Genomic DNA, 24,412 nt, shown 5'->3' with positions numbered 1-24,412 from the left:
CGGTTCACTATTCAGATAAAATGCTTACAATGTAAATAAAAAGAATGATGTAATTGAATAACAATGGGACATTATGGCGTGCACAATACCTTTCATAAAGTACTTTTTTTCTCACAAGAAGGGAAAAGACCACTTTATTAATACGGATTTTCCTCTTCGTGCAATTTATAAAGTACAGGAAGATCTTTATAACCTAGGGCATGATATAGCTTCTGGCAAAGAAATTTTACTTCCTGAATATGAAGGAGTAGAAGATTTTCGCAAGAGATTGAATGAAAATGCTAAACTGATCCTTCACGCCTTTCATACCAGTGATTTTGCTGCTCAAAATGATGAAACGATCGCGCCGTCTGCTCAATGGCTCATTGATAATCATTACACCATTGATAAAACCATACAACAACTACGCCGTAATTTCCCAAAGTCCTTCATAAAGCAACTTCCTCTTTCTACACAAAAAGCAGGAATACCACGCATTTTTGCTTTAACTTGGCTTTATATTGCGCATACCGATAGCAGCTTCTCACAAGAAACACTCACGGCTATGGTTAATGGGTTTCAAGAAGTTTGTGCGCTCACAATTGGTGAATTGTGGGCTCTTCCTTCTGTTATGCAAATGCTCCTCATTGAAAATGTTCGTCGTCTTTCAGTGCGTATCGAAAAAGCGCGGCAGATGCGGCATCTTGCTAGTCAAGTAGCTGATAAAATTTCTCTTGTAGAAAATAAAACAAGTCTAAACTCTCTTTTTACGCAATACAAATCATTCACTGCTGACCCAACTTTTTCAGCGCATTTATTCTATCGCCTGCGCAGTGCATCTGTCGATTCAACCGTTGCATTAACTTGGCTTGAAAAGCAATTGAAAAGTCAAGGCAGTAGCTTAGAAAGCGCAACAGCCGATGAACACACTCGACAAGCCGCAGATGGTGTGACCATGGGCAATATTATCCGTGCTCTTAAAGCTATAGATGATGTTGATTGGACCGTATGGTTTGAAACAGTGAGTTGTGTTGATGCTATTTTGCGTAAAAATAGTGATTTTTCTGAAATTGATTCTCATTCACGCAGTATTTATCGACAAGTCATTGAAAAAATTGCACGTTTTTCGCCTCTTAGTGAGTTGGAAATTTCCCATAAAGCTGTAGAAATGGCCAATACCACTTTTGAAGATAGACCTCATCATTCTTCTGTTGGGTGGTATCTTGTCGATGATGGTCGTGGCGCCTTTGAAAAGGCTTGTGGATATATGCCGCCTCCTCTCATAAAATGGGCACGCGCTTTTTATTGCTTAAAACTGAGAGCCATTGCCATTCCTGTTTCTTTTTTGACACTTGCTCTTTTGCTTGCAGTTTACATCCTTTTACAGATATCCGGCATGACACCATGGTTGTCTCTTTGCTTTACTGTATTGGCGCTTTTTCCTGCTATGGATGCGGCTTGTGCTTTATTTAATACGGTTGTTTCGTGGTTTGTTCCATCAAGACAGCTCATTGGTTATGAATATAAAGAAGGTATTCCCGAACATGCACGTACAATGGTTGTTGTGCCTACTTTGATAACATCACGCGATGATATTGATGCGCAAGTGTATAATCTTGAAGTGCACTATCTTTCCAATCCTAAAGGTGCCATTCATTTTGCACTGATTACAGATTGGGTGGATGCTCCGTTAAGAGAAACACAAGATGATCTTGATTTATTGCACTATGCGCAAAGAAGCATTGATAAACTCAATGGTCGTTATCATCGTGATGAACTTCCTGTTTTTTTCCTTTTACATCGCCGACGCCTTTATAATAGCAGCGAAAAATGTTGGATGGGCTGGGAGCGAAAGCGGGGAAAACTTCATGAACTCAATCGGCTTTTAAGAGGCGATAAAAACACCAGCTTTTACCCCACCAATCCACATCTTCCTATGGATTGCCGTTTTGTTATGACGCTGGATGCCGATACACGTCTTACCCCTGAGAGCGTCACAAAACTTGTTGGAAAGCTTAACCATCCACTCAATCATCCCATTTTTGATCCACAAAGCAGAAAGGTTATAAAAGGCTACAGCATTTTGCAGCCGCGCATTATTCCTTCTCTGACAACAGAAAAAAAAACATCAATTCTCCAACGGGTTTTCTCTACCAACCGTGGTATTGATCCTTATGTTTTTGCTGTTTCTGATACTTATCAAGATCTTTTAGGAGAAGGTACCTTTATCGGTAAAGGTCTTTATAATATTGATGCATTTGAACAAGCACTTGACGGCACAGTTAAAGAAAATACTGTTCTCAGTCATGATCTCTTAGAAGGAGGTTATGCCCGTACTGCTCTGGTAAGTAGCATAGCAGTCATTGAGGATTATCCAACAGCTTATAATATTGATGTTATGCGTTACCATCGCTGGATTCGTGGTGATTGGCAACTTTTGCCTTATCTTTTTTCCCATCGTCAAATAAGCTCCGTGACACGCTGGAAAATGCAGGATAATTTACGTCGTTCTCTCACTCCACTGATGTGGTTAATCGCAGCATTTGCAGGATGGGCTCTTTTGCCATTAAAGAGTGCAATTATCTGGCAGATATTTTTGTTGCTTAGCGCCTTCATTGCACCCATTTTATGTGTATTAAAAACGCTTATTCCATCCAATATAGATCATTCTTTGCGCGGACAATTTCAATTAATCGGGAACAAAACTGCTCTTACAAGCGCTGATATATTTCTTAAAACGACTTTTCTTGCTCATTCAGCGTATTTTATGACCGATGCGATTATTCGTACACTCTATCGTATGACGATTTCAAAACAGCACCTTCTTGAATGGAAAACCTCTGCCGAGACAAAATCAACACCTAATAGTTTACTTTTCTATGTTCTTTCAATGGCACCAGCATCGCTTATTGGTGCTCTTGCTCTAACATTCCCTCTTTTTTTTGATAGTTTTGCAAGCTTTATTGCTTTGCCTTTTGGGATAGCATGGTTTTTTTCACCCTTTATTGCTTGGGCTGTGAGTCGACCTTCAACATTTCAAGATAGCCTTGCACTTTCTTCAAAAGATGAAAAAATCCTCCGCTCTATTGCACGGCGTACATGGTTTTATTATGCAACCTTTGTCAATGCACAAAACAACTATTTGCCTCCCGATAATTTTCAAGAAGATCCTGAACCTCTTGTTGCTCAACGTACATCCCCTACGAATATTGGGGTTTATCTTCTTTCTGTTATTGCTGCACGTGATTTTGGCTGGATTGGTTTTGAAGAGACCATCACCCGTATTGAATGTACATTACGCTCTCTTGCAAAAATGGAAAAGTTCCGTGGTCATCTCTATAATTGGTATGAAACCGATACACTCAGACCTCTTTTACCCACTTATGTATCAACTGTTGATTCAGGAAATCTTGCCGGTCATTTGGTAACACTCTCTTCTGCCTTAAGGGGATGGGCTGAAAAACCGCATCTTCTTTTTCAAAGTGATCGAGAAGGCTTATCAGATGTTCTTACTATTCTCGAAGAAACGGTTAAAGAAATTCCAGATCATCAACCCAGTTTACATCTCTTACGCCAAAGAATCGAAGAAAAGATTGCTCATTTTCATCACTCTGTCCGTACTTTTGTAGAACAAGAAAATACGATCCCTTCTCACATCAAGGATCTTTCACGTACAGCCCATGATATTGTACACTTAATCGATGAACTCGACCAAAAAATTCAAACGACAGAATCTGCTCGTGCGCTTTCTTGGGTTAAATGCCTTATCGAAACCTGCGACGCTCATCATCATGATGCAACGGCTCATTGTGATACTGAAAAATTATGCAAAAAACTAAACAGGTTGGCTATAGCGGCACGGCAAATCGCCTTTGATATGCAATTTGACTTTTTAGAACAGCCTAAACGGCATCTTTTATCCATAGGTTATCGTGTTCAAGAAAACAAACTCGATGAAAATTGTTATGATCTACTCGCTTCAGAGGCACGTCTTGCAAGCTTTTTTGCCATCGCAAAAGGAGATATAAAACTTAAACATTGGTTTCATCTTGGCCGACTTCTCATTCCCATAGGTTGGAAAGGTGCACTCCTATCATGGTCTGGTTCCATGTTCGAATATCTTATGCCATCTCTTGTGATGCATGAGCCTTTAGGATCTCTCTTGGATCAAACAAATCGATTGATTATTCGTTGTCAAATAAAATATGCCCATACACGGGAATTGCCATGGGGTATTTCAGAGGCTGCATTTAACGCTCGTGATCATTTAATGAATTACCAATACGCTCATTTTGGTGTTCCAAGCCTCGGACTCCAACGTGGTCTTTCACGCAATGCGGTGATTGCTCCTTATGCCAGCTTTCTCGCGGCACAATATGCTCCTGCTTGCGCTGTTGCCAATTTAAAACGACTCCGTGATCTTGGAGCTTTAGGAACATACGGTTATTATGACTCTGTTGATTTTACCCCTTCACGCGTAAAAATAGGGGAAAAATACGCTATTGTACGCAATTATTATGCGCACCATCATGGTATGTCTATCCTTGCTCTTAACAATGTTATTTTTCAAGGGAGAATGCGTGATCGTTTTCATCATGATCCCATTATTGAAGCAACGCAATTGCTTTTACAAGAGCGCGCTCCCCATCTTATTCCTATTATTCACACCAAAGCTATTAAGCGTATGCGCAATAAATCTCAAGCATTGGATGCCGCCCCTTTGCGCATTATTACAAACCCGCTGCTTAAACCACGGGAAACTTTGCTTTTGTCTAATGGCTTTTATTCCATCATGTTAACAGCGAATGGTTCTGGTTATAGCCGCTGGCATGATTATGCGATTACGCGCTTTATTCCTGATGCCACAGAAGATCAACAAGGGATTTTATTCTTCCTACGCGATACCTATAGTGGACGGTGGTGGTCTGTGACCAGTGAACCAACACGCGTTCTTGAAGAAGAAGCCGTCAGCATTTTTACGGATGAAAAGGCTGAATATACGAAAATGGTTGATGGTATCAGATCAACACTTGAATGTCTTATTACATCTGAAGGATGTGGCGAAGGTAGACGTATTCAACTGATGAATACAACAAACAAAGACTGTCTTATTGAAGTTACCTCGTATGGTGAACTAGCGCTCGCAACAATGGATATGGACCAAGCTCATCCTGTTTTTTCACGGATGTTTATAGAGACGGAAATTGCTGAGGAAAGCAAAACAATTTTTGCCAAAAGGCGCAAACGCTCACCTAACAACCCCGAAATTTATATTGCTCATTTTGTCTCCAGTACAACAGATACTCTCCAAGAAACAGAAGCTGAAACGGATCGCTCGTTGTTTATTGGTCGGGGGCGATCCATTCATCGGCCTGCTGCATTTGACCGAAATGCTCGTTTGAGTAACAGTCAAGGTTGTGTTCTCGATCCTATTGTGTCATTGCGATGCCGTATAAAAATTCCAGCCTATGGAAAAGCAGAACTTATTTTTTGGACTTTTGCTGCTCATACAAAAGAAGTGTTGTATAATCATATGAAACATTATCGACAACCCGGTATGTTTCAAAAAGAACTTTCAATGGCATGGACACGCTCACAAGTTGCGCTGTATCAGAGTGGAACTGAGCTTAAAGAAGCTATTGTCTATCAAAAATATGCAACGCCGCTTATCTATCTTGACCGAACATGGCGTCTTCCTTCTGAAATATTAGCAAAGACGCTTGGAAAACAGTCTGATCTTTGGCCCATGTCCATTTCAGGAGACAATCCAATCTGTCTTCTTAGATTAAATAACGAGGGAAATATAACTGTACTGCGAGAGCTCCTTAAAGCACATGAATATTGGCGTATGCGCGGACTCATCGTTGATTTGGTTATTCTCAATGAACAAGCATTTTCCTATATACAAGATACACAACGCGCTCTTGAATGGGTATGCGAATCTTATCGACATTACACGCAAGAAACAGATGAACGCCAACATATTTTTACACTTCGGCGTGATCAAATAAATGAACAAAGTTTTAAAACGCTTCTTGCATCAGCACGCATTATTCTTGATGCCCAAAATGGCTCTTTATTTGAACAGCTTAAACGGCTTGATGAGAATGATTTTGATCTCTCAATTCGTAAAAATTATCAGGGACCTCATGATCAATTAGACTCCCCCAAATATAACGAAGGAAGGCAAGTTACAACACAAACTGAACAAAATCTTTTTGCTTCTATTGGTCTTGCGAGTCAACAAAAACCATCATCTCCCCCCACTAATGGAGAAGATCTAACATATTGGAATGGTTATGGTGGTTTTAATCAGCATAATCATTATGTAATACGTCTTCATGGACGCACCACTACACCGCATCCTTGGATTAACGTCATTGCTAATCATGGATTTGGTTTTCATGTTTCTGCTGAAGGTGCAATTTTTACTTGGGCTCACAATAGCCGCGATTATCAATTAACTCCTTGGGCGAATGATCCAACCTCTAACCGGCCAGGCGAAGCACTTTATCTGGTTGATCGCCAGTCTTTAAAACGTTTCTCACCTATTTCTGCTGTAGAATGTGATGAAAATGTTGTTTATGAGGCTTGTCATGGTTTTGGATTCTCAACTTTTAAATCGACACATTCAGAAATCGCATTAGAACTGACTCATACACTCGACGCAGAAAAACCTGTTCGCTTTTCACGTCTTATCCTCACGAATGAAGGGGAAAAACCACGCAGTTTACGCCTTTATAATTATGTTGAATGGGTTTTGGGAAATGTCCGTACAAAATATGCCCCCTTTATTGTTCCTTCTTATGAGGCTAAATGGGGCGCACATTTTATTCAAAACCCCTATCACATTGAAAAATCTCAACAAGTCACATTTTTATCAGCATCTAAAATGCCAACCAGCACCACAACCAATCGCAGCGAATTTATCGGTACAACGGGAAGCGTAACACATCCAAATGCGATCCGTAAAGCCAGCGCACTTTCGAATATCATTGAAGCAGGATGTGATCCTTGTTCAGCATTTGCCTATGATATTGATCTTCTTCCCGGACAAACAAAAGAAATCATTTTCTATCTTGGTAGCGCTGAAAATAGAAAAGAAGCTGAAAAATTACTCAATCAAGTACGTGCAAGTGATTTTGAAACTTTACTCGCACAACAAAAACACTATTGGAGTGATTTTGTTTCTCCACTCCAAGTAAAAACACCCGATCCCTCTTTTGATATTATGGTCAATCATTGGCTTCCTTATCAAGTCTATGCATGCCGCATTATGGCGCGCGCTGCCTTTTATCAAGCAAGTGGTGCATTTGGCTTCCGTGATCAGTTACAAGATAGTTTGTCTTTGTTGTTACTGAAACCACAATTGGCCCATGAACAATTGTTAAATGCTGCAGCGCACCAATTTCTTGAAGGAGATGTACAACATTGGTGGCTGCCTGATACAAATGCTGGTGTTCGCACATACATTTCTGATGATATCGTTTGGCTTGCCTATGCAACAGCTCTTTATGTCAATACTACTGGCGATGATACCTTTCTTGATACGTTTATTCCTTTCATTGAAGGCGATGTTCTAAAAAGTGGGCAACAGGATGCTTATTTTAAACCCGCCCAATCCTCAAAGGTTGCAACAGTTTATGAACATTGTGCTTTAGCTTTAGATCTTGCCATTAAACGCTGTGGACCCCATGGGCTCCCTCTTATTTTAGGTGGCGATTGGAATGATGGTATGAATTTGGTAGGTGCGCAAGGAAAAGGCGAAAGCACTTGGTTAGGATGGTTTCTTGGGAGCACACTAAGAGCATTTATTCCTTTAGCTCAAAAACGTAGAGATAACACCCGTGTTGACACATGGAGTACATACTTTGAATACTTAACAAAATCCCTAGAAGAAAACGGTTGGGATGGTGCTTGGTATCGACGTGGTTATTTTGATGATGGAACGCCTCTTGGCTCTAAAAGCAATGATGAGTGTCAAATTGATACCATTGTCCAATCTTGGGCTGTTATTTCTCAAATGGCACCGCTTGAGCGTCAAAAGCAAGCAATGGAATCAATGCTGGAACATTTGTGTGATAAAAAAGGTGGACTCATTCGCTTGTTTTGGCCGCCTTTTGATAAAAGTACACTCGAGCCCGGTTATATAAAAGGTTATCCCCCTGGCATTCGAGAAAATGGTGGTCAATACACGCATGGTGCTATTTGGAGTATTTTGGCATTAACTGAAATGGGGCAAAACGATAAAGCTTACGCTTTATTTTCTATGATTAATCCAATTACTCATGGACAAGATCCTGAAACTTATCGTGTTGAGCCTTATGTGTTGGCCGCAGATATCTACGCCGTTGAACCACGGTGTGGTCAAGGCGGTTGGACATGGTATACAGGCTCAGCCGGGTGGTTTTATCGTGCTGCAACACAAGCTATTCTTGGAATACAGCGTCAGGGAGATCTGTTGTTTTTACAGCCACATTTACCCTCTATTTGGCCAAAATATGAAGCAAAAATGAAATTTTATGATGCCGTTTATACCATTAAAGTCAAATGGGGATCTGAAAATATGCTTCACGTTGATGGCAAAAAATATACTGAAGTGCATAAAGGGATAAAATTACAAAAAACAAGTCAGCATGAAATTATACGTATTGTTAAATCTTAAAGACGAAAAAAGAGAGCAAGTTTTTATTCTTGCCCAAAACTGTAGAGTTGTTATAGTCCTTGCACTGCCTATATTGACCGTGTTGGTGCATAATAATTTTAGATTTTATGAGACTGAAAGAAAAAGATTATGAATCATCCGGATATTGCTAAACGTGTTTACGATCATACTTGGAAACTTGATCCCATTATTCGTTCACTTCTTGATACAGATTTTTATAAGCTTCTTATGGTACAGATGATTTGGGGGCTTTATCCCACTGTCAATGTTACTTTTTCCCTCATAAATCGCTCTAAAACAATACGTCTTGCCGATGATATTGATGAAGGTGAATTGCGTGCTCAACTTGATCACGCTCTTAGTTTGCGCTTTACAAAAAAAGAAATGATCTGGCTTGCTGGTAATACATTTTATGGACGCAAACAAATTTTTGAACCGGATTTTCTTCAGTGGCTTGAGAATTTTCAACTCCCGGAATATGAACTAACCCGTAAAGATGGCCAATATATTCTTCATTTTCATGGTCCGTGGGCTCATAGCTCTATGTGGGAAATTCCAGCTCTTGCTATCATCAGTGAATTACGTTCACGTGCAGCTATGAAAAAACTGGATCGCTTTGCTCTTGATGTACTTTACGCACGTGCTAAAGCAAAAATGTGGAGTAAAGTTGAACGCCTTAAAAAATTGCCTGATATTAAAATATCCGACTTTGGGACAAGGCGCCGCCATTCTTTTTTATGGCAGCGTTGGTGTGTTGAAGCTTTAAAAGAAGGTATTGGTCATTCTTTTACGGGAACTTCTAATGTCCTTCTCGCCATGGATACAGATTTAGAAGCTCTTGGAACCAATGCACATGAATTGCCTATGGTTATTGCTGCTCTTAGCAATAACGATGATGAATTACGCAGAGCTCCGTACCAAGTTTTGCAAGATTGGAATCGTTATTATGGTGGAAATCTTCTCATTGTTTTACCTGATACCTTTGGTACAGAAGCGTTTTTATGCGATGCCCCAGATTGGGTAGCAGATTGGACGGGTTTTAGACCGGATAGTGCACCCCCTATTGAAGGTGGAGAACGTATTATTCAATGGTGGAAAGAAAAAGGTAAAGATCCGCGCGAAAAACTCTTAATTTTTTCTGATGCACTTGATGTCGATACAATTGAAAAAACCTATCATCATTTCCATGGGAAAGTGCGCATGAGTTTTGGATGGGGCACTGATCTTACCAATGACTTTACGGGCTGTGCCCCTCAAGAAATTGCAACCCTTGATGCTCTTTCTCTTGTTTGTAAGGTGACCCATGCCAATGGTCGACCAGCAGTAAAACTTTCAGATAATCCTGAGAAGACGATCGGTGATTCAAAAGAAGTACAACGTTATCTCAATTTTTTTGGCAATAAAAAGCGCATTGCTAGACCTATAAAGATGTAATTTTCGGCTCTTTAAACCGATATATTGATTCATCATATTGTTTATAAGGGTTAACCTTTTTCCTATCCTAAGGACGAGGATTCTTAACCATTGCAGGTCTGTAAATAGTTCGGATTCTTGTTGAGCGGATTCCACTTGGCTTTCCACACATGCGGTTTGCTGATATAAGGCTCGATAAGCAAAACTTAAAAATATGCACGATGCACTTTAATAACTTAACGAGCCAAGGAAGTTTAGCTAAAGAGGCTTAAATGCTTTATATCATTGTTATAGATAAAGGTATTTTACGGTATAGCAAGATACTATCACTTTGCATGTTGAGTGAGAGTTCGTGAACATTGTAAGTTTTTCTCATTTCAAACCTGTTTTTGAATTAAGTACAATCATCTCCTTGCATGCTACAAGTGGAATGGTTCGTGTGGATAAAAATTATAAAATAGCTCTTATGAATGCTCTAAAAGGCTATTGCAATATTCAGAATTAGTAAGACAACATTGGAGGTGACAAATGGCATAGTGGCAATCGTTTTGCAAAGGATGGTGGCGCCCCAATGAATTTCATTTTATAGGATATTTACCGCTACACTCTATATGGGGCCCTCATGAAATGGGTATAAAGCATTGAGAAATATTTTGTTAAAATAAGCGTGTAAATAACACGATAGGCATTGGAGATTTTTTTATTTTACGTGATTACGTGAAAGACATGATCTCATAAAAAACAGAGAATGCGATAATATTTTTATTTCGAATAGGCTTTATGCAAAGTCAGAAAATTTATTTACGTGCATATCATCACAAGAATACGTGGATGTATAAAGCCATTTGAACAAAACTCTGTTGTTTCTTATGACTTATCCTTGAGCCATAAGTTGGGAGAATACTAAAGATTGCCTATAATAGGCAGGCTTCTTAACCGTATAAGTATAAAATGATGGGGTTTAATAAACTTTGTATGATGTCCTCATCAAGAGATATGAAAACAAACGAAATATCTTGTTAGAAAAAAGATATAATATCAATGCGTTTTCAATAGAGATGTATATAGAAACTCGTACGAGCATACTTTACAAAAATAAAGCCTCTTGATGAATGTAATTTATCATTGTTTACAAAGCAACTTTTTATGAGTTTTAAGGGAGAGCATAATTTTCTTTGCTCATAAAAATTATTTCACAAACATATCATTAATCAATTGCTTTTAAAAAGCTTTTATTTCATACGCATTTTGAGTACGAAGAGGTTATTTCTAAAATTTGAAGGAAAAGTACCTCTTATCGTTCTAACAAATAAGACAAAACTAAAAAGAGCATCTCATGAAGTCTTTTCTGTCATTATGAAGATGGACGTGTCACAATATAAATAGCAATCGACAATAATATAACGGCAACAAGTAAAGAAATCCATAAAGGTGGGTGTACCATCACGAAAAAGGATAATCCTCCCCCTGTCATACTCATCACTGCAAAAATTTTAACAAATGGAGAGATCGCTCTTCTTTCTTCCCATCGTTTAAGAGGGGGACCAAAAATACGATGATTATTCAACCACTGATGAAAACATGGAGAAGAACGCGTAAAACACCATGAGGCAACCAATAAAAAAGGCAAAGTTGGCATAATAGGTAATACCACACCGATAATACCTAATATAACCATTGCCCACCCTGCTATATAATAGCAGAGGCGCAAAGGGTGTGATATCTTGAAATATTTCTTCATTCTCTCTTATTATTTTCCTCCACGTAAAACTTTACACAAAAAATTGTATCTGTGTCACTGTTCATATGTTTGAGTGGACAATCCCTCTCCACTATTTCTCCTCTCCACTATTTCTCCTCTCCACTATTTCTCCTCTCCAACATTTCTATGTGTAAGTGTCTTTGACTTTCATAAGTTCCTTCAAGATACTAAATAGCTTTGCAATACGATAATCATTTTAAATGATTTCAAGAAATAAGAGGAGACTTTAGAAAAGTAAAAAAATAAAAAGGCTGCAGAATAAATCAATGCAGCCTCTTAATTAAGAATGCAGCGTTGGGGGGGGGGGAGAATACGTACTGCATTCACTTGCTAGACATTAGGAGGAAAAATAACCTAGCGATTCAACATCTAATTAAAATAGGCATGAGAAACAATATATAAAAATGCATGGCTGATATGCATAAATTTTATCACCATCAAGTTTCTTGAATTGTGTTTGGACGAAAGAAAATCATCATGAAAATAGTAATAAAAATCAATGTCAAGATCAACACGATTGTGGAAGCAGAATCAGAGCCGATAAATAAGCTGAGATAAATCCCTAAAAAACCAGAAAAAGCTGCAACAAGTATCGCGATCATTAACATAAAAGAAAACCGTTTTGTGACAAGATAGGCAATTGCTCCTGGTGCTATCAGTAAAGAAATAACAAGCACAATTCCAACCGCTTTCAAAGCTGCAACAATTGTAAGAGAAATCATCGTGAGAAGCGTATAGTGGAGCAGTGATATTCGCAATCCCATTGCACGACCTTGTACTGAATCAAAAATATACAGCATAAAGTCGCGCCATTTTGCCCCTAAAGTAAAAGTAACAATGGCAGAAATGATCGCTGTCTGCGTAATATCAAGCCAATTAACGCCTAACAGGTTACCAAATAGAATATGATTTAAATCTAGGCTACTATAGATAGATGTCGCCAAAACAAGCCCTAAACCAAACATCGATGAAAAAACAACACCCATCACTGTATCCTGTTTGATACGACTATTGCTTCCCAAAAAACCTGTTGTAAGTGCACAAACCATACCCGCAACAAAAGCACCGCAAGTAATCAAAGTCATTGTAATATTCTCTGGGCGCATATGTTGGAACCAAGCAAATGGCAAAGAAGCTAAAAATGCTATCACCCACGGTGTTGTCATATAACCAACAACAACACCTGGAAATACTGCATGGGAAATGGCATCACCTAACAGTGCCCATCCTTTCAAAATAAGAAAACAAGAAAGCATTGCCATTGGAATAGAAAGGATCATAACAATAAGCATGCCTTTCAGCATAAAAGAAAACTGGAAAGGAAGTAGTAATTGATCAATCATGATAACATCACACCTTTTTTTGCTGCATTTATACGTAAACGCGCAGCAATATACCCGTGTTTAGGAGCAAAAATAAAAGCTAACATAAATAAGGATGCTTGAAAAAGCACGACAACGCCCCCCGTTTGTGCATTCAAAAAATAACTCACATAAACACCTAATACGCTTGTGAATGTGCCAATTATAACTGCAATAACCAAGATATTCACAAAACGATCACTTAAAAGATAAGCTGTTGCTCCAGGCGTCACAACCAAACAAATGACCAAAAATGCGCCAACCGTTTGCATAGCAGCAACAGTACAAGCAGCAAGCAGTGTGAAAAAGAGAATCTTTAAAAACTTTACGTTCAATCCAATGGCACGTGCGTGTGTTTCATCAAATAAAGAGACAAGGAGGTCTTTCCATTTCAAAAGTAATATAAGTAAAGAGAAAAAACCAATACAAGCCAATTGTATAATATCTGATGAACTAACGGCTAAAATATTTCCTAAAACAATCGTATCAATATTAACAGCCATTGGTTTTAATGATTTGAGAAATAATCCAAAGGCAAAAAAGGAAGAAAAAATGAGACCAATAATGGTATCTTCTTTCAGTTTTGTCCGCTGATTAAAAAACAACATTGCTGCCGCAGCAAGACCACCAGAAAAAAAAGCGCCAAGTGAAAAAGGCAACCCTAAAAGGTAAGCCCCTGCGACACCAGGAACAATAGAATGGGATAGCGCATCACCAATCAATGACCAACCTTTTAACATCAAAAAAGCCGAAAGAAAGGCACAAACACACCCAACTAACCCAGAAACCCACATTGCATTCACCATATATTGATAGCTCAGAGGCTCAAGCAACCAAGAAATCATGCAACGTGCTCCATTCTTTCAATACTTTCACAAACTGCAGACTGTTTTCCTCCCATGAAAACACTATTTTTTTTCGTGCTTTGAAGATCAAAAATATGGTGGTGCAAAGAACCTCCAAAAGTTTTCTCCAGATTTTCCTTTGTAAAGATTTTTTCCGTTAACCCAGAAGCTAAAACGGTTCCTTTTATTAAAACTGTATGATCACAAAATTCCGGAACAGAGCCTAAATTGTGGGTAGAGACCAAGATTACTGCTCCTTCTTTACGAAGATCTTGTAACAAAGCAATGATTTTATCTTCTGTTGTAACATCAACCCCTGTAAACGGCTCATCTAATAAAATAGCTTTTGCTTTCTGTGCCAGAGCACGTGCTAGAAAAACGCGCTTTTTCTGTCCACCAGAAAGTTCTCCGATTTGGCGCTTGGCAAAAGGCAACATATCAACGCGTTCCAAGGCGACACGAACGGCTTCATAATCTCGTGCGCTGGCATAGCGAAAGAAATTCATATGACCGTACCGCCCCATCAAGACAACATCTTCAACCAGAACAGGAAAATTCCAATCTACATCTTCACTTTGAGGAACATAAGCAATAAGGTTTTTTTTCAAAGCTATATCAACTGGCAAATCAAACATGCGAATTTTTCCTTTTGAGGGGCGTACAAACCCCATAATCGCTTTAAATAATGTTGATTTACCGGATCCATTAACGCCAACCAATGCTGTAATAGACCCCTTTGGACTTTCAAAATTTACTTCGCGTAAAGCTGTATGTCCATTACGATAAGTTACCGTTACCCCTTGGGCAAATATTCCACATTCCGTCATTGGTTTTTTACTCCCTCTAATAAGGTTTTGCTAATACGACCACTCGTGACACGTAATAAGTCAATATAAGTGGGGACCTCACCATTTTTCTCACTCAGAGAATCAACATAGAGAACACCACCGTATTTAGCTCCTGTTTCTCTTGCCACTTGTTTTGCAGGTGCTGGAGAAATTGTGCTTTCAGAAAAAACTGCATGGATATTGTATTTGCGAACCATATCAATAACATGCTTAACCTGTTGTGGTGTTCCTTGCTGGTCAGCATTGATTGGCCATAAATAAAGCTCTTTCAAATCAAAATCACGTGCCAAATAACTAAATGCACCTTCACTCGTTACAAGCCAACGCTTATCTTGAGGTACCGCTTGCAATTCCGCTCTGATTGGATCAATCGTTGCGCGAATCTTCTGTTTATAAATTTCGGCATTTTCTTTATAAATAGTAGCATGCTCAGGATCGTACTTTACAAAAGCATCACGAATATTATCAACGTAAATCAGAGCAGAAGTCGGTGACATCCATGCATGGGGATTGGGTTTACCACTAAAGGGCCCTTCACCAATGGTAATTGGTACAACACCTTCTGAAACAACGACACTTGGAACATCCTTGATATTTTGAAAAAACTTTTCAAACCAAAGTTCTAATTCTAATCCATTCCACAAGATAAGGTTTGCGCCTTGCGCACGCATGAGATCACGTGGGGTGGGTTGATATTCATGAATTTCAGCACCTGGCTTCGTGATTGATTCAACATCAGCGGCATCACCGGCTACATTTCGCGCCATATCAGCAATAATGGTGAATGTTGTAACAGCTTTAAATTTACCAGCACATACTGCTAAATTGGGAGTAAAAAAAATAAAACTTCCCAGAATTAGAGTAAAAATCTTTTTTATATTCATTAATTTTCTCTTTTTTATTGCGAATGATTTGCATTATCATTTAGCAATAACAGTTATTTTTTGCATTTGCAATGAAGGATTTTTACAAAAATTAACTTTTCAAGCCCTTTAAAAACAATTCTTTCTTGCTTTGAAAATTCATCTTGAAAAAATGGATGATTTTAAAGAAGAATTGTTTTGTTGTTTTGCAAAGCATTTTATAAAAAGCTGAGATACCTTTCTCATTTGTTGCTGGTAAACTTATGTTTTATGGCACTTTTTATCTCATAAAGACTGTGTCTTTTTTTATTGCTGATTAATCAACATCTAATCCCAATGATAACATATTAATTTATAAGGGTAATGTATCATTTTATTAAGTTAATGATCTGAATATAATAGTTTTTTTTCATTTTAACCCCTTTTATTACGAATCAAAGACTACCTTTTACTTGTTCATTCCAAGCAGAATGAGTCTGTGAACAAAAACGATAAAAAGGAGTAAAAATCCTTCTTTATGGCCTTTCGCAAATATAAGGGCTTGTTGCCTATATGGACACTAGAAAAGAGAGTATGATGAAGCCAATTTGCCCTTTACGAAGCATAAAGAAGATCATGCAGAATAAAACTTTAATCATACCATTCACGGATGCTGTCGTGAAACAAACTTAGAAGCACTAAAATATGTTTCTTAAAACAAGCACACATTTGAAAAAATATTACGTTTAAAAGCTTTATAAGCAATTCTCGCTTTTATCTGCTAAAATGGAGCAAAAAATATTACAGTTTTTTGAATTTGTCTTTTGAAATGCAGATGCAACTTCTTTAGAAAAATATAAAGATGCAAAGTAGAAATCATCTCCTGGTTATTTTCCCTTTTTAATTTGGCTTTACGTGAAATGAATTTTGAAAATGCAAAGGGTCTTAGTATGTTACTGGTGGTTCTAATAGATCAGGTTCATCAAGTTATTTACAGCGATTATGTAATTTGTGTGCTTTTCAAAAGCATTTCAAGCAATGTCTTTTAATTCATGGAATGCATATTGCCCCCATGTTTCTATTCTCATTTTCCAATGAGATTACAGCCTTCACAAACAACAGAACGCTCAAAACAAGAGGCTTATCATGTCATTCATGCACTTGTTTTAACAAAACATCTTATATTCATCTCATGGCAATAGCTCTAAGGCACATACCTCAAAGGGGATGAGATCCATTGAGCCCAATCATTGACTTTACAAAATGCGGTACCATTTTTATTTTTTCAATCCCAATGTCGCATGATCAATTCTTAAATATTGCGATAGGTTTTGGCATTTGAGAGCATGTATAAGGAGCATTTTTTACTCCTTTTTTATTGTTTCTAAACAACCACTCCACTTTAAGGTATTGAGGATAAAAGATTTTGATTCATTCAAAGGGGATTTGAAATGATGAGTCTTATAATATTACGGACTTTATTTGAAAATTATCATTATAAATCAATGTATTGTGATAAAGTTCTCTTTAAAAAGAATTCTATAGATCTTAAACCCTTAAAAAATAAAGGAGCACTCAAAAGTGCTCCTGTCTTTATAAAAGTAATTGAAAAATACTCAACGACGAAGATAAGCGCCTGTCATTTTAGTGACATTTTCTATTACTTTTGTAGCAATTTCTTCTAGGTCCTTGTCTGTCAGAGTGCGTTCAATCGGTTGAATAACAATTTCAATGGCAACGGATTTTTTATCTTCACCAAGGCTTTGATCTTCAAAAAGATCAAAAACTTGCACGGAATGAATCAGTTTTTTATCAGCTCCTTGAGCAGCACGAACAATAAGAGAAGAAGCAATCGTTTTATCAACGATAAATGCAAAATCACGCCGCACCATTTGAAATGGCGATAATTTCAAGGGAGGACGGCTTTTCGTTGTTTTTTTCTTTGGTTCTGGAATTTGATCGAGAAAAATTTCAAAGCCGCATAAAGGACCGCTGATATCTAATTTTTCTAAGGTCGCTGGATGAAGAATACCAAAAAAACCAAGAATAATTTTTGAACCAAGTTTTATGACTCCTGAACGGCCTGGATGATACCAATCAGGGGCGTCAACTTCAATCTGTACTTTCCCAACATCTATATCGCATGCTTCTAAAACGGCTAAAGCATCTGCTTTGGCATCAAAAACATCAACGGCGGTTGCATTTCCATTCCAAAAACGCCCAGTACCTTCAAATTGCTCTGTGCCACGACGAATCCCACTTACAACACGTCGTTGTTTATCAGGGGTATCGCCCTCATAAATGCTGGAAATTTCAAATAAAGCAAGATCAGAAAAACCACGATCAGCATTTCTCTGTGCTGCCATAAGCAAACCAGGTAAAAGAGAAGGCCGCATCACTGACATATCAGCGGCAATAGGGTTGACCAATTTAAGCTCTGCTTGACCTCCCCCAAAAGCAAGAGCTTGATTTTCAGAGATAAAAGACCACGTTACCGCTTCTTTCATACCGCGATGTGCTAGAGCCAAACGGGTAGCGCGTGAACGAATTTGCGCGCATGTTAAAACTTGATCTTTTTCTTCTGCGAAGTTTTCCAAAGGAATAGGCTTAATTTTATCTAACCCATAAATTCTCATAACTTCTTCCACCAAATCTGCTTTACCCATAATATCAGGACGCCATGATGGTACTTTTACTGTAACAATATCTCCTTTTCCCTCAACGCAAAATCCAAGTTTTGTTAAAATAGAGATGACTTTTGCAGGTTCTATTTCCAAATGTGTCAAACGTTTAATTTCAGAAAAAGGAAAAGCGATCTGTTTGGTTTCTTGTTGCTGATAGCCAACAATTTTTGCCTTGGATACTTCACCGCCACAAAGACGTAAGACCAATTCTGTTGCAATCTCAAGCCCTGTTTCCATAAAAGCCGGGTCAACACCCCGTTCAAACCGATAACGTGCATCACTGATAAGAGCTAATGCTCGCCCTGTTTGTGCGATGCTTTGCGCATTCCAAAGCGCCGATTCAATAATAACGCGCCGTGTTGTTTCATCACAACTCGTTCTTTCTCCACCCATGATACCGGCAATCGAAACAACACCTTCTTCATCTGCAATGACACAATCCTGAACGCTCAAATGATAGATTTTTCCATTAAGTGCTTGAAGTTTCTCTCCTTCACGAGCACAACGTACATACAAATTCCCTTTAATCTTATCAGCATCAAAAACATGAAGCGGACGACCAAGGTCAAAACTGATGTAATTAGTCATATCAACCAGCGCATTAATCGGTCTTAAACCAATTGCACTTAAACGCTGTTGCATCCACTGTGGTGATGGGCCATTTTGAACATTACGCACTTCACGCCAAGCAAAGCCTAAACATAACGATGAATTTTGCGAAAAATCGAATGAAACGTCGAGAGGTGTATCAAAGGAAACTTCAAATTTTGGTAAAGACAATTCTTTTAATTGTCCGATTCCAGCAGCAGCAAGATCACGGGCAATACCACGAACACCTGTGCAATCAGAGCGATTGGGGGTCAAACCAATATCAATGATCGGATCATCGAGACTAGCATAAGCTGCAAATGCTCCCCCAATAGGTGCATCTTCTGGAAGTTCGATAATCCCATCATGCTCATTTGATAATTCAAGCTCTGCTTGTGAACACATCATCCCAAAACTCTCAACGCCGCGGATTTTTCCTACAGATAATGTTACATCAAGTCCTGGAACATAAGTGCCTGGTCGTGCAAGGACACCAACAAGTCCAGCACGTGCATTTGGTGCGCCACAGACAACTTGAACAGGTGTACCAGTTCCCGTATCGACTGAAAGAATTTGGAGTTTATCTGCATCAGGATGTTTTACTGCCGTTAAAACTTTCGCAATAACAAATTCTTTTAAAGAAGAGCGATCATCAACGTGATCAACCTCAAGACCGATAGCTGTTAGTTTTTCACAAATTTCATCCAAAGATGCATCTGTCTCTAAGTGATCTTTTAACCACGACAAAGTAAATTTCATTTTAAAACCTCACATGAAAGCGATGATAAGATCACACATTTCTATTAGGAAAAAAAGCAGGCATATCAAAGCAACGAAAGCCATAATGGTCTAGCCAACGCAGGTCAGCATCAAAAAAAGCCCGTAAATCAGGCATACCGTATTTCAACATGGCAATACGATCAATGCCCATTCCCCATGCAAAGCCTTGATATTCATCGGGATCCAAACCAACATTTTTCAACACATGAGGATGTATCATTCCGCATCCTAAAATTTCTAACCAATCCTGTCCTTCGCCAAACTTTACTTCTGAGCCAGAACGATCACATTGAATATCCACTTCCATAGATGGTTCGGTAAAGGGGAAAAAAGAGGGACGAAAACGCATTTTTACTGAAGCAACTTCAAAAAATTCTTTACAAAAGGTTTCATGCAGCCACATCATATGAGCAATGGTCGAGGTTTTATCAATGACAAGGCCTTCGACCTGATGAAACATGGGTGAATGTGTTGCATCCGAATCCATGCGGTAAGTTTTTCCAGGAATAATGATCCGTATGGGTGCTTTTTGTTTTTCCAGTGTGCGAATTTGTACGGGTGATGTATGGGTCCGCAATAATTTGCGTTCTCCCATTTTATCAACATCAAAAAAGAAGGTATCATGCATTTCACGTGCTGGATGCCCTTCAGGAAAATTCAATGCCGTAAAATTATAATAATCTGTTTCAATATCTGGCCCTTCTGCAAGAGAAAAACCCAATTTCGTATAAATGGCGATAATTTCCTCAATCACTTGTGAAATAGGATGAATACGCCCCCGTTCCATAGGCGAAGAGCGAACAGGTAAGGTAATATCAACCGTTTCACGAGAAAGACGAGCATCCATTGCTTGTCTTTTTAGAAGATCACGCTTTTGCGCCCATAATTCTAAAATACGATTTTTTAACCCATTAAGAACGGGTCCAACTTTTTGGCGCTCGCTAGCCTCCATTTTTCCTAATGCTTTTAGTTTTTCAGAGATGCTGCCCTTTTTACCTAATGCTGCAATACGCACTTCTTCAAGTGCCTGTTCATCACTAGCTGCCTCTAAGGCTAAACAAATTTCTTGTTCCAGACGCTCAATATCGTTCATATTTTTGCCTATTTTTTTAATAAAAGAAAACCCGCACTCGCAATAGCCAGCACGGGACCTCGAATAAATAAATGCTTTAAGAGAACACGACTGGCTTACTTGACAGCGCCTTCAAAAGCATTAGGTGTTGTATCTTTTAAATATTCTAAAGCTTTTTTTGCCGAAGCGACTAAAGCAGAAAATGCTTCCGCCTCATAGATTGCTATATCTGAAAGAACTTTACGATCAACTTCAATACCGGCTTTTGATAAGCCATCAATAAAGCGTCCATAAGTTAAACCTTCTGCACGAACAGCCGCATTAATTCTCTGAATCCACAAAGCACGGAAAGTACGTTTTCTATTTTTGCGATCACGATAAGCATATTGCTTTGAACGATCAACGGCTGCCTTAGCGGCACGAATAGTATTTTTACGTCGACCGTAAAAGCCTTCAGCTTGTTTAAGAACTTTTTTGTGCTTAGCGTGTGCTGTCACACCTCTTTTCACACGTGCCATATTATAATCTCCTCAAAATCAAAAGCGCAAGGTTTAATGACCATTCGGCAAATAATGCTGAATAACTTTTTTAGCATCTTGTTCACATAAAACCATTGTTCCACGTGCATCGCGAATAAATTTATTCGAACGCTTAATCATACCGTGGCGCTTACCGGCGGCTGCTACTTTAATTTTGCCTGACGCAGTGATTTTAAACCGCTTTTTAGCGGATGATTTGGTCTTCATCTTGGGCATTTTGCTACTCCATACATTAATTGATCAATCAAACTTTTATTTACTCAAGCGGACCAACGCTTGAACAAGCATCTAAACAGCCACGGCATGCCCTGCCGGGCGGCTCTTCAAAAGCGCTTTCATAAGCTAGTCTAAACAAAATATCAAGAGCGTATTACAAAAAAATCGGCGCTCCATTGCCTTGAATTTCAACCAAAGGTGCTGGAATAGCATTTGTTTTGCTTGCGGCTTTACATAAATCAGCAATAATGCATTGCGTACATTGTGCCTTACGTGCTTGGCAAATATAGCGTCCATGTAAAATCAGCCAATGATGTGCATGACGAAGATAATGAACCGGTATAATTTTTAATAATTTTTTCTCAACAATCTCTGGTGTTTTGCCAGGCGCCAAACCAAGACGATTGCTTAAGCGAAAAATATGTGTATCGACCGCCAATGTAGGCTGACCAAAAGCAACATTCAAAACAACATTAGCTGTTTTACGCCCCACGCCCGGAAGAGCCATAAGTGCTTCACGCGTATCAGGGACTTGACCGCCATATTGGTCCATTAAACAGTTACAAAGTGCATAAACATTGCGTGCTTTTGCACGCCAAAGACCAATTGAACGGATATGATGTGCGATTTCTTCTTCCCCTAATGCAACCATTTTTTCTGGTCGATCAGCAAGGCGAAAGAGTTCTCTTGTCGCTTTATTAACGCTTATATCTGTCGCTTGAGCTGAAAGAACCACGGCAACCAAAAGCGTAAAAGTATTTATATAGTTAAGATCACTCTTAGGGGTTGGGCGTTGCACAGAAAAACGGCGAAATATTTCTGTAATTTCATCTTCATCATATAATATACCAGATAAATTTCGCACCTTTGACAATTTTATGGTATTTCGAGGTATTTTTATGTTACTTTGAGGCATTGAACTCTCTTAATCTTCTCTCTTGAAGTTATCATGCGCGCTCGCCATATGAGAAGAATGCAGCGAACATTTTATATAGAGTTTGGTCAAGTAAAGCCGCTTTAAAGAGGATACTCATGAATGACACATGTGACACCTTTCTCCAATCCTTTTCTTTTAGGATTTGAAACCGTAGAAAAAATATTACAACGTATCGGTAAGGCTGATGAGGCTTACCCAGCCTATAATATTGAACGTTTACATAAAAACGATGATGCAAATCATATCCGGATAACTTTGGCCGTTGCTGGATTTAAGATTAATCATCTTAATATTTTACTCGATGATAATCAATTGGTTATTCATGGTAAACAAACAGACAATCAAAATCATCAATATTTATATCGCGGTATAGCCGCGCGACAATTCCAGCGGACCTTTGTCCTCGCGGAAGGGATGAATGTCACAAATGCCGAGTTGAAAAATGGTCTTTTATCAATTAGTCTGTATCAACCAAAATTAAAAAAAGAAATAAAACAGATTCCAATTAAAGCCAGTAGTGGTGAGACATAAAAGTTAAGGCGTAAAGGAACAGTGAAATGGGAGAACATAAACAAAGCTTATCGTTTCAGAATACGTCCTACTCTGATACAGGACAGATTGCCTATTTAAAAAAGGTTTGTACAGATGATCTGGCTAAAAATTTTCCAGATCTTCCCCCCATGACCCCAGGGATTACCATATGGGCGCTTTTTGGTGAAACAGGTTATCCTATCATTTTATCCGATGAACGCTCTATTGCCCTTGCTGGAGCCAATGAGCATGAGCTCCAAATTGTAACTCTGCACTAGATTGCTTGATGAGAAAAAACTTAAGCTCTTTATAAATTTTATCCGTTTTTTTTCAATTAAAGGGTATTAAGCTATTTAGCGGTATTGTTGGACTTTTTCCTTCCTTTGTTGGTGAGGGCGGGTGGTGTCTTGGTATTGTGTGGAGGGGAGCTTAAAAGGATTGGCATCCTGATGCAATGTGCGTTATTACTCAATAAAATAGTGATGAGTATTTATAATTGATTTTTTCAACTGGAATGAGTCCCCAAAATCATGAGATTCTCTCGTTTAAGGTTCTCTTATATTGATCAATTTAAATTGCTTGTTTTTCAGTCATAAGTAGAGTTGGAGTATAGGTAAAAATACGTGAAGGAAGGAATATGCCTCTTATGAATTGTCTTAATTGCCAAAGACTTTTGTAACATTGGGAATTATCGAAGTATATGATTTTTCCAAATTTTTCTTTACATAAGTGTAAAGGTAGTGGTGCTCTATAAGTTTTATTTATTTATGGGGCCGTTAGATTACTCACGCGCTTGGTGATGAAATAGGCTAGAGCAGCGTAGAGATACTTCTTTAAAACGAGTGCGTGAATTGGAAGGATGAGTGTATTTTGTTGAGTATTCTATTCTTCGTAAGGGGCGTGACTTCATTGAAGAATGTGAAAAACAAAAGTATGAGACAATGTGCCATCATTATTTAAGATATCGCTATGGATGCTTTTGAAAGGCGTAAAGCTGAAATGTAAGGAGTTGGTAAGTTTTTATACCATTAGGCTTTCATATTCTTTACCAATAAAGCTGTTTTATTGTTTCAGAAATTACGCAAACAGGTCGGGGCAATATATTCACTAAATCTGGCATGTAAAAATCTGGAACAGTTCGTGTTGTATTGAATTGTTTTGATATTTGTCTCAAACGTGCAGGGGCGCTGGGATTAGATGTTAATGGGCAGGTAATAAAACAATAGAGCTTTATGAAGAAGCTTATACAGTGTTTTTAATTTTGTGTTTCAAATGCTTCAGTACAAGGTATTTTTCTCTTTTAAATATTAAAGTTCTTGTTTTTAGAGTGAAGTTACAGCACAACAAGCG

14 protein-coding genes are annotated in these 24,412 nt (G+C 38.5%); 4 read left to right on the top strand and 10 right to left on the bottom strand.

The features are described 5' to 3' along the window. Nucleotides 1-73 precede the first annotated feature (73 nt). Both PVV66_RS00335 and pncB read left to right on the top strand, forming a co-directional pair. Nucleotides 74-8,644, top strand: coding sequence for a GH36-type glycosyl hydrolase domain-containing protein (locus PVV66_RS00335; protein ID WP_273717480.1), 8,571 nt, complete (start codon nt 74-76; stop codon nt 8,642-8,644). A 129-nt stretch (nt 8,645-8,773) separates the two neighbouring features. Continuing rightward, on the top strand, nt 8,774-10,078 hold the full coding sequence (gene pncB, locus PVV66_RS00330; protein ID WP_273717481.1) for a nicotinate phosphoribosyltransferase: 1,305 nt from the start codon (nt 8,774-8,776) through the stop codon (nt 10,076-10,078). Nucleotides 10,079-11,411: 1,333 nt separating this feature from the next. Here pncB and PVV66_RS00325 read toward each other — a convergent pair. The 10 genes from PVV66_RS00325 to nth all read right to left on the bottom strand — a co-directional run bounded on the left by PVV66_RS00325 (nt 11,412) and on the right by nth (nt 22,510). Further along, nucleotides 11,412-11,798: a YbaN family protein gene (locus PVV66_RS00325; RefSeq protein ID WP_273717482.1), complete on the bottom strand. Its 387-nt coding sequence runs from the start codon at nt 11,796-11,798 to the stop codon at nt 11,412-11,414. A 458-nt stretch (nt 11,799-12,256) separates the two neighbouring features. Next, nucleotides 12,257-13,162, bottom strand: coding sequence for a metal ABC transporter permease (locus PVV66_RS00320; protein WP_273717483.1), 906 nt, complete (start codon nt 13,160-13,162; stop codon nt 12,257-12,259). Then, complete coding sequence (locus PVV66_RS00315; protein WP_273717484.1) at nt 13,159-14,025, bottom strand: metal ABC transporter permease; 867 nt, start codon at nt 14,023-14,025, stop codon at nt 13,159-13,161. The genes PVV66_RS00320 and PVV66_RS00315 overlap by 4 nt, the downstream gene beginning before the upstream one ends. Then, nucleotides 14,022-14,852 carry a manganese/iron ABC transporter ATP-binding protein gene (locus PVV66_RS00310; protein ID WP_273717485.1) on the bottom strand — a complete coding sequence of 277 codons (831 nt, stop codon included), beginning with the start codon at nt 14,850-14,852 and terminating at the stop codon, nt 14,022-14,024. The genes PVV66_RS00315 and PVV66_RS00310 overlap by 4 nt, the downstream gene beginning before the upstream one ends. Beyond that, on the bottom strand, nt 14,849-15,757 hold the full coding sequence (locus PVV66_RS00305; RefSeq protein WP_273717486.1) for a metal ABC transporter substrate-binding protein: 909 nt from the start codon (nt 15,755-15,757) through the stop codon (nt 14,849-14,851). The genes PVV66_RS00310 and PVV66_RS00305 overlap by 4 nt, the downstream gene beginning before the upstream one ends. A 1,574-nt stretch (nt 15,758-17,331) precedes the next feature. Beyond that, entirely contained in the window at nt 17,332-19,746 is a 2,415-nt protein-coding gene (pheT, locus tag PVV66_RS00300; RefSeq protein WP_273717487.1) for a phenylalanine--tRNA ligase subunit beta, read from the bottom strand. Between the two features lie 31 nt (nt 19,747-19,777). Continuing rightward, nucleotides 19,778-20,860 (bottom strand): phenylalanine--tRNA ligase subunit alpha, encoded by a 1,083-nt coding sequence (gene pheS, locus PVV66_RS00295; protein ID WP_273717488.1) that lies wholly within the window; start codon nt 20,858-20,860, stop codon nt 19,778-19,780. Nucleotides 20,861-20,955: 95 nt separating this feature from the next. Next, the gene (gene rplT, locus PVV66_RS00290; protein WP_012230420.1) at nt 20,956-21,357 is read right to left on the bottom strand and encodes a 50S ribosomal protein L20; all 402 of its coding nucleotides are present in this window, start codon (nt 21,355-21,357) and stop codon (nt 20,956-20,958) included. 33 nt (nt 21,358-21,390) lie between these two features. Then, a complete protein-coding gene (rpmI, locus tag PVV66_RS00285) occupies nt 21,391-21,594 on the bottom strand; it encodes a 50S ribosomal protein L35 (protein WP_005774429.1) in 204 nt (67 codons plus the stop codon). A gap of 154 nt (nt 21,595-21,748) precedes the next feature. Beyond that, nucleotides 21,749-22,510 (bottom strand): endonuclease III, encoded by a 762-nt coding sequence (gene nth, locus PVV66_RS00280; RefSeq protein WP_275064822.1) that lies wholly within the window; start codon nt 22,508-22,510, stop codon nt 21,749-21,751. Nucleotides 22,511-22,630: 120 nt separating this feature from the next. On the opposite strand from nth, the gene PVV66_RS00275 reads away from it, so the two are divergent. Beyond that, entirely contained in the window at nt 22,631-23,062 is a 432-nt protein-coding gene (locus tag PVV66_RS00275) for an Hsp20 family protein (protein ID WP_273717489.1), read from the top strand. 26 nt (nt 23,063-23,088) lie between these two features. Next, nucleotides 23,089-23,340 (top strand): DUF1150 domain-containing protein, encoded by a 252-nt coding sequence (locus tag PVV66_RS00270; RefSeq protein WP_183193592.1) that lies wholly within the window; start codon nt 23,089-23,091, stop codon nt 23,338-23,340. Nucleotides 23,341-24,412 lie beyond the last annotated feature (1,072 nt).

This window comes from Bartonella sp. AU16XJBT, from assembly GCF_028618665.1.
GTDB lineage: Bacteria > Pseudomonadota > Alphaproteobacteria > Rhizobiales > Rhizobiaceae > Bartonella.
This window is presented reverse-complemented; position numbering and strand designations above follow the sequence as displayed.

What these genes read in the sequence shown, in the direction of transcription:
- PVV66_RS00275 (WP_273717489.1), top strand. Translation starts at nt 22,631, where the DNA reads ATGACACATGTGACACCTTTCTCCAATCCTTTTCTTTTAGGATTTGAA.
- PVV66_RS00305 (WP_273717486.1), bottom strand. Translation starts at nt 15,757, where the DNA reads ATGAATATAAAAAAGATTTTTACTCTAATTCTGGGAAGTTTTATTTTT.
- PVV66_RS00310 (WP_273717485.1), bottom strand. Translation starts at nt 14,852, where the DNA reads ATGACGGAATGTGGAATATTTGCCCAAGGGGTAACGGTAACTTATCGT.
- PVV66_RS00320 (WP_273717483.1), bottom strand. Translation starts at nt 13,162, where the DNA reads ATGATTGATCAATTACTACTTCCTTTCCAGTTTTCTTTTATGCTGAAA.
- pncB (WP_273717481.1), top strand. Translation starts at nt 8,774, where the DNA reads ATGAATCATCCGGATATTGCTAAACGTGTTTACGATCATACTTGGAAA.
- PVV66_RS00325 (WP_273717482.1), bottom strand. Translation starts at nt 11,798, where the DNA reads ATGAAGAAATATTTCAAGATATCACACCCTTTGCGCCTCTGCTATTAT.
- pheT (WP_273717487.1), bottom strand. Translation starts at nt 19,746, where the DNA reads ATGAAATTTACTTTGTCGTGGTTAAAAGATCACTTAGAGACAGATGCA.
- PVV66_RS00270 (WP_183193592.1), top strand. Translation starts at nt 23,089, where the DNA reads ATGGGAGAACATAAACAAAGCTTATCGTTTCAGAATACGTCCTACTCT.
- nth (WP_275064822.1), bottom strand. Translation starts at nt 22,510, where the DNA reads ATGCCTCAAAGTAACATAAAAATACCTCGAAATACCATAAAATTGTCA.
- rplT (WP_012230420.1), bottom strand. Translation starts at nt 21,357, where the DNA reads ATGGCACGTGTGAAAAGAGGTGTGACAGCACACGCTAAGCACAAAAAA.
- rpmI (WP_005774429.1), bottom strand. Translation starts at nt 21,594, where the DNA reads ATGCCCAAGATGAAGACCAAATCATCCGCTAAAAAGCGGTTTAAAATC.
- PVV66_RS00315 (WP_273717484.1), bottom strand. Translation starts at nt 14,025, where the DNA reads ATGATTTCTTGGTTGCTTGAGCCTCTGAGCTATCAATATATGGTGAAT.
- pheS (WP_273717488.1), bottom strand. Translation starts at nt 20,860, where the DNA reads ATGAACGATATTGAGCGTCTGGAACAAGAAATTTGTTTAGCCTTAGAG.
- PVV66_RS00335 (WP_273717480.1), top strand. Translation starts at nt 74, where the DNA reads ATGGCGTGCACAATACCTTTCATAAAGTACTTTTTTTCTCACAAGAAG.